Genomic DNA, 5,675 nt, shown 5'->3' on the forward strand with positions numbered 1-5,675 from the left:
GATTCCGGATACTGGGAACAGATAGAGAAATACATAACAGAGCGTTCAGACACTCAGTTCAGTCATGGAATCTGTCCTGAATGCATGAAAAAACTTTATCCTGAATATAAACAATAAATGAGAATTCTCTCAAAGAATCCTCTCGGGTGGTTATACCGGTGAGTTTTGCAGATTACAATAACAGCACTTGGTAACAGCGTCGGCGGAATATCATCAGCAGAAGGTAGAAAGACTGTATTCGTTCGCGGTGCTCTCTCTGGGGAAACAGTCAGATGCAGAATATCCTCAGAGAAGAAGAACAGAATTGAAGCAGAACTGCTCGAAGTCATTGAGGCATCTCCTCACAGGGTTACTCCCTTTTGTGAATACTTCGGTGAATGCGGAGGATGTTCACTTCAGAATTTATCATACACTCAACAGCTTATCTGGAAAAGTAACTGGATAGAAAAAGCTTTCATCAGAGCTGGAATCAGCTTCTCAACAATAGAAGATGCAGTTCCGTCACCTCAGATAACCGGATACCGTAACAGAGTCTCATTCGATGTGATCGATGGTAAGCCGGGTCTTCACAGGTTCAGAGGTAATCCCTTCCCTGTGAGTGAATGCCCCCTGCTCAATCGTAGAGGACAACAGGAATTCAGACTGCTGCAGAAAGTCAGTCTTGGCCATTGTGCTAGAGTCTCAGTGCGAGCATCTGACAGAACCGGCAGCGCCATGCTTGAATTCAGAGGGGGACCGGCACCGTCCAGCCTTGTAAAAGACGATTCTGTTATTACAGCGGAGGAAATATCGGGTAAATGGGCAACTGAACCTGAGGGCTGTGAAATCACAGAACAGGCAGCAGGTTTAATCTTTCCAATCAGACCTGGAACGTTCTTCCAGGTAAATCCCGGTTGCGCTGACAGACTGATCTCAACTGTTGCTGGCTCATGTGATGACGATACAAATATTCTTGACCTCTACGGTGGTTCCGGAACTATTGCACTCCCCCTCGCAGCATCCGGCGCAAAGGTTGTTTCTGTTGAGATCAATCCCGACGCCTCTCTTTCAGGACGAAAAGCGGCGAAGATAAACGGCATTGATTCAATCAGTTTCATAACAATCCCTGCCAGACAGTTCCTGACAGATTCTTCAAGGTCAGGCAGATCATGGGATACGGTGATAGTTGATCCTCCAAGGTCAGGGCTTGGTATCAGAATCTCGCGGCTCCTCAGAAAAATCAATTCAAGGAAAATAATCTATGTGAGCTGTAATCCTTTCTCCCTTGCAAGGGATCTTCGTATTATCACTGAGAGAAACTGGACTGTTCAAAAGGTTCAACCAATTGATATGTTTCCTCAAACGGATCACATTGAAACAGTGGTTCTGCTTGAGAGAAAGGAAAATTTATGTCCGCCGCAGTAATTTCACTGGTTCTCATGATTGGTTCAGTAAAGCAGACAGGACTTCCCCTTGAGGATCCGCTCAACTGGTGGATATACATGTTCGAAACTGTAACTGGTGAGATACTGCCGGGCAGTTTCCCGGCGACTGACGCTGAAGAATTGTTTACAGAAATCATATCCACAGAAGGATTTGAGAAAATTGGAAAACATATTCTAAGCAGAAGCCTTCCCCCTGGTAATCTACCCGGTGAGAACGGCTTCAAAATGGCTGTACAGGGAACAATCGCCGGTGAGATCCTCTATTCAGAAGATGCTTTCGAAACGAGATGCGGAGCAACGGGAAGAATTTTCGCCGATATCCTTCCATCTCTTTTCATGGATGAGAGATTATCGATCTGGGCAGGTTCTGACGAAAATCCCCCGGATTATTTTACTCCATTTCATAAGGGTGCAGAACCGGGTAGGCATCTGTACGTCGACTGGGGATACATCAGATGGAATCACGAAACGATCTCGATCAGTTTTGGAAGGGTTCCACAGAGGTGGGGCCCCTGCAGATTCACTCAGCTGCTTATCTCAGACAACAGTCCTCCACTCGATATGCTGAAAGTGGGATTCAGCCTCTGGAACATTCTGGAATTCACCGGTTTCACTTCAACTATTAACAGTGATTCCTGTACATACCTGACCGCCCACAGGCTTGATATAAAACCCCTTCATAATCTTAGAATCGGTCTCAGCGAGTCAATACTCTTCAAGGCGAATGGGCTGGATTTCGCATACATGAATCCTGTTATTCCATGGTATCCCGTTCAATGGAATGAACGTGTTGACGACAACGCGTTCCTCACTTTTGACGCAACATGGATACCCTTGAACGGAGTTGAAACCTACGGAGAATTGCTTATTGACGATATTCAGTACGAGAACACGCACAACAGACCGAACAAATTGGCTTGGACAGCAGGCATTTCAGCCTTCCTGCCGTCATTGCAGCTGGGCACTGTGGCTGAATACACCAGAATCGACAGATACGTCTACAGTCAGCGGGAACCACGTAACTACTACCTGCATGACGGTTCGATCATCGGGTCAGAACTTGGCCCCGACGCTGACAGGATCACCCTCTCAATCGGAACTCCAGCTCTCTGGCCTCTTCTGACGGAGGTGACTCTGGATCATACCAGACATGGCGAGGGTACCGTTCAGGAAGGCTGGCCGGATTCGGTACAGACAGGCGGGAGATTTCCGTCCGGAATCGTGGAATACTCGACAGGAGCTGAATTGCACCTGAGCTGGTATCCGCTGGATTTCCTGGAGGCTCACGGGAAAGTCAGGAACACATGGATCAGAAATCAGGATCATGTTTCCGGAGAAACAGACTCTGATATCATATCCTCACTCGAATTCATCTGGACCTGGTAAAAAACGACTTCCAGCAAGGGACGTACCACACTTCTTCAACTTGTGAAGCAGTATTTGATCTAGTTGAGGGGATTTCCGTAGATTCCCGGTGTGCTACCCTCGATTACTCTTGCGTCGCATATACTCCTGAAAAAATCCACGGGACCGGCATCGCCTATGATTGCGTATCCGTAACCAGCTTCCCGCATGCTTCCAAGGCATGAAAGGACGAGTGCTCTGCCTATACCTCTGCCCCGAACAATCTCCAGAGTACCTATAGGACCAAGAAAACCTTTCGCAGTACAGTCCCAGCAGCAAAAGCCTGTTATTTTCCCTGTTTCCTGTTCTGCGGCAATAAGTACTGTTGGTGGGGCTGAAGATAATCCGACTTTTGCCTCTGCTTCCCAACCTTCACTGAAATTTTCTTTAATGAACGAGAGTACTCCGGGTGACTGGTGAGCGAGCGGCTTCCCTACCCAGATGCCCTTTACATTCTCAATTTCAGGGAGATTAAATAGCGGGACAAGAAGATCCGGCAATTCGACTCTATCCACCTGAAAGTAACATGTTACGAAGGAACATGAAGCTTTCGTTACCTGTGAAAGCGTAGATAGTGCTTAAAATGAGACCGAGTATTATCAGGACCATGATCACAGCCTTGCAAGCATCCTGCCCTTTGACTGCTCCGAGCTGTTTGGGCTCCATTCCGAGGTATGCGCTGGCTGCATAAAGTTCCTCACCGATAAGAGTGTAATCACAGGTTGTTATGAAGAATGGAAGCTGCGTCACGGCATCTGTTCCGGCAATCTGAATAGCTCCGGAAAGTGAACCTGTCTCGGCCAGAAGCAGTGATTCAGCCCAGAACATACCCAGATAGAAATTCGTAGCAGGCCTTTCCCTCATCATGATTCCGTTAACACCCGCGACAAACGCAAACTGGCTTGTGGTCAGGAAAAAGACAGAATCCGGATCGTACGCGTCAGGACGTCCCGCCTCAAGGTAAGCCTGCTTTACTGATTCTGTTGCCACGGTGTATACGATCGGATCACAGTTCGGAACCATCAAAGAAGTCTGGTATTCGGCGACTTTTCTCGCAACTCTCCCGAGAATGGTAAGGCTTGCGATAGTAGCAACATCGGATATGGTTGAAAGACCTGGGACATACAGTATAGGTTTGCCCATCTCGGTTGCTCTTCCAATCGCCTCATCAATAGCATCGATGCCGGCTATCGGTCTGAGGTACATCTTCGCGCCGCTCCGGGCTTTTCCGAAGTAGTAGAATATCAATATGATAAAAAGCAATCCCGCTATCAGAACCGATGTTTCATCGGTATTGATGAATTCCCCTTTTGAGGTTACGGGTGAGACAAAGACCTCACCGACAAGAGTATCTCCCGCCATAGTGATAACAGCCGGTCTGAACATATATCGGACGCCCGGTTCAATGATAAAATCAGGATCGTATCCGTCGACCAGAAATCCTCCTTCCAGAGGAAGAGCTTCTGAAAGGATAGGGTTCCAGTAATCATCCGGTTCATCAACCTGTTTCCTGTAGATAACACATGAAAGAAAATTATCTGTTTCTTCAATCGGAATTGATAGGTACAGGTGAAGGTGGTCTCCCGCATCGTTTGGACAGTCCTGCACATCAGTAATTTCTATTGCTGGCTGAAGAAGCATCAGAGCGGTGAGTACGATTGAATTTATCATTCGCAGACGTCCTTTTCACTGGTCACAGTATAATATTCCATATCATCTAGTATGCATGTCTGAATAAAAAAAAGAAAGGTTCTCAATCCTCTTTTCTTGTTCCAAGATATTGCTCGCCAATAAGTACTTTACTCATTACAGCGATATCATGTCTTCTGTGCCATCCTGTCTTCTCGTAGAACCTTATTGCGGAATTGTCAGTATAGATGAAGAGGTGAGCCTTTTCGATACCAGCATTCCGAAGAGCGCTTCCCGCGGCGCTCATAAGTGCAGCGCCTGTTCCTTTCCCCTGGAGAGACTCGTCAACTGCCAGATGGTAGATATAACCTCGTCTTGAATCGTGTCCTGCCATAACAGAACCGACAATTCTATCACTTAAAAGTACGCTGAAACAGCACTCACCGTTCCTATCGAGAAATCTCTCGAATCCTTCTTGACTATCTGCTCCGGTCATGGTTGTTCCTGAGAAACCGCTCCAGAGATCTACCAGGGATGAATAATCATCCTTTTTCATCAGCCGCATCATCAGCTTCATCGATTTCTTTCATCAAGAACACTGCGGTAAAGTCTCAGGTACTCGTCAATTGTAGATTCAATATTGAAAAGAGAGGCTCTTTTCAAACCGCACAGACCCATCCTTCTCGAGGTTTCCTGATTTTCAATAAGGTTCGACAGCGCCTCAGCCATCTCCACGGGTGAATGGGGATTCACCAGAGTTCCGCAGCTTCCATCCCTTCCAACCACATCACCTATTCCGGGAATATCAGAAGCCACTACTGGAAGCCCCGAAGCCATTGCTTCAACAGCTGCTATACCGAAACCCTCTCTTATGGAAGGCATGAAGAAGATATCAGCCCCCTGCATAAGAGCGGATATATCTTTTACATCCCCGGGAAATTCAATATTTGAAAAAACACCAAGTTCAGCAGCAAGTTCTTTCAGTTCGCTTTCAAGATTCCCGCTCCCGGCTATTACGTATTTCAGATCAGCTTCGCTATTGCGGTAAAGTATGGAGAATGCTTTAATGGCGGCATGATAATTCTTCGCATCAGTGAGTCTTCCCACGGATAATATCACCAGCTTTTCCTTACCTTCAAATATTCCTGCTGCCTTGAATTCCGAAAGATCTATTCCGTTTGATATCACTTCAAGACGATCGGATACGTCCGGAATCCA

General features: G+C 46.8%; 6 protein-coding genes. 2 read left to right on the forward strand and 4 right to left on the reverse strand.

Annotated features, from left to right (window positions below; translation table 11 throughout):
* Positions 1 to 165 precede the first annotated feature (165 nt).
* Positions 166 to 1,404 (forward strand): class I SAM-dependent RNA methyltransferase, encoded by a 1,239-nt coding sequence (locus K8R76_05460; protein ID MCD4847617.1) that lies wholly within the window; start codon positions 166 to 168, stop codon positions 1,402 to 1,404.
* Entirely contained in the window at positions 1,389 to 2,810 is a 1,422-nt protein-coding gene (locus K8R76_05465; GenBank protein ID MCD4847618.1) for a capsule assembly Wzi family protein, read from the forward strand. Before K8R76_05460 ends, K8R76_05465 begins: the two co-directional genes overlap by 16 nt.
* 59 nt (positions 2,811 to 2,869) lie before the next feature.
* Here K8R76_05465 and K8R76_05470 read toward each other — a convergent pair whose 3' ends face one another.
* The 4 genes from K8R76_05470 to K8R76_05485 form a co-directional block, all read right to left on the reverse strand.
* The gene (locus tag K8R76_05470; protein ID MCD4847619.1) at positions 2,870 to 3,328 is read right to left on the reverse strand and encodes a GNAT family N-acetyltransferase; all 459 of its coding nucleotides are present in this window, start codon (positions 3,326 to 3,328) and stop codon (positions 2,870 to 2,872) included.
* 7 nt (positions 3,329 to 3,335) lie between these two features.
* Positions 3,336 to 4,499: a hypothetical protein gene (locus K8R76_05475; protein ID MCD4847620.1), complete on the reverse strand. Its 1,164-nt coding sequence runs from the start codon at positions 4,497 to 4,499 to the stop codon at positions 3,336 to 3,338.
* Positions 4,500 to 4,581: 82 nt separating this feature from the next.
* Positions 4,582 to 5,034, reverse strand: a complete 453-nt coding sequence (locus tag K8R76_05480; protein MCD4847621.1) for a GNAT family N-acetyltransferase — start codon at positions 5,032 to 5,034, stop codon at positions 4,582 to 4,584.
* Positions 5,031 to 5,675: glycosyltransferase family 4 protein (locus K8R76_05485; protein MCD4847622.1), on the reverse strand; the 645-nt coding region annotated here is incomplete at its 5' end. The genes K8R76_05485 and K8R76_05480, both read right to left, overlap by 4 nt.

It is taken from the genome of Candidatus Aegiribacteria sp. (genome assembly GCA_021108435.1).
Classification (GTDB): Bacteria; Fermentibacterota; Fermentibacteria; order Fermentibacterales; family JCC-6; genus Aegiribacteria.

What these genes read in the sequence shown, in the direction of transcription:
- K8R76_05475 (MCD4847620.1), bottom strand. Translation starts at nt 4,499, where the DNA reads ATGATAAATTCAATCGTACTCACCGCTCTGATGCTTCTTCAGCCAGCA.
- K8R76_05465 (MCD4847618.1), top strand. Translation starts at nt 1,389, where the DNA reads ATGTCCGCCGCAGTAATTTCACTGGTTCTCATGATTGGTTCAGTAAAG.
- K8R76_05480 (MCD4847621.1), bottom strand. Translation starts at nt 5,034, where the DNA reads ATGAAGCTGATGATGCGGCTGATGAAAAAGGATGATTATTCATCCCTG.